The organism is Burkholderia sp. Cy-637 (genome assembly GCF_011753175.1).
GTDB lineage: Bacteria > Pseudomonadota > Gammaproteobacteria > Burkholderiales > Burkholderiaceae > Burkholderia > Burkholderia gladioli.
On sequence record NZ_VWWC01000397.1, the window covers coordinates 1 to 1039 of the forward strand.

General features: G+C 73.2%; 2 protein-coding genes and 1 pseudogene. All 3 read right to left on the reverse strand.

The annotated features are described in order from the left end of the window. The coding region (locus F3J10_RS35815; protein WP_167244064.1) for a chemotaxis protein at positions 1 to 365 on the reverse strand (365 nt) is incomplete at its 3' end. Continuing rightward, on the reverse strand, positions 337 to 747 hold the full coding sequence (locus F3J10_RS35820; protein ID WP_013691709.1) for a response regulator: 411 nt from the start codon (positions 745 to 747) through the stop codon (positions 337 to 339). The genes F3J10_RS35820 and F3J10_RS35815, both read right to left, overlap by 29 nt. Beyond that, positions 744 to 1039, reverse strand: a pseudogene (locus F3J10_RS35825) (hybrid sensor histidine kinase/response regulator); the annotation flags it as partial. The gene F3J10_RS35820 and the pseudogene F3J10_RS35825, both read right to left, overlap by 4 nt.

Here is a 1039-nt window from a genome sequence, read left to right on the forward strand (position 1 = left end):
GGCCCCGCCGGGGGCACGCCCGAGGCGGCCGAGTAGGCGTCGCTGAGATCGGCGATCAGCGCGGCGAAGCTCATCGCCAGCCCCTCGGGCCGCGCGCCGTCGGCGGTGATGCGTCCCTCCAGCGTGCGGGCGTCCTGGCCGAGCGCCTCGTAGCCGTAGGAGAGCGCCGCGCCCGCCAGCCGGTGCAGGGCGATGGCCAGCACCGCGCGCGGCCGGTCGCCGTCGGCGCTGGCCGCCAAGCTGTTCCATTCGCTCCAGGCACTGACCAGTTCGTCTCGGCGCGCCACCAGCCCGGCCGTGAAACGCGCGCGCAGCAGGGCAAGCTGGCGTTCGAAATCAGGAGGATTGTCCGGCGCGTTTATCACGGGCGTAGTCCCAGTAGATCTTCAGGTGTTCGGGCAGGGTCATGGGGTCGAACGGTTTCACGATCACGCCGGTGGCGCCGTGCTCGAGCAGCGCCTCGATCTCGTCGGGCAAGGCGCGCGCCGACATCAGCACGATCGGCGTGTCGCGCAGCGCCGGTTTCTCGCGCAGCGCGCGCATCGTGTCGGGGCCGCTCAGGGTCGGCATCATCACGTCGAGCAGGATCAGGTCCGGCGCGAAGGCGTCGACCTCGGCCAGCGCGTCGGTGCCGTCCGGACACAGCCGGACCTCGTAGCCGCCGACCGCGCCGAGGCTGAATTCCAGGATCGCCCGGATGTCCGGGTCGTCCTCGGCGCAGAGCACCTTGTGCAGCGTGGAGCTCATCGATGGGGTCCTCCGTCGGGATGGGCGATGCGCCGCGCGGCACGCAGCAACGCATCGTCGTCGGTGCCGCGCTTGGGCAGCCGGTCGGCCGCGAGCGCCGGCGCGGCGGCCGAAACGTCGTCAGTGTAGAGCAGGATCGGCGCCGGGCCGGCGATTTCTCGCAGCCGCCGCGCCAGCGCTTCCGGCGCGTCGCGCCCGCGCGACGGATCGGCGACCAGCAGCGCCGGCGCGGTCACGGCGGCGGCACCGAGTTCCTCGGCGCTGGCCGCGGCGAGCGTGGCGAATCGGGGCG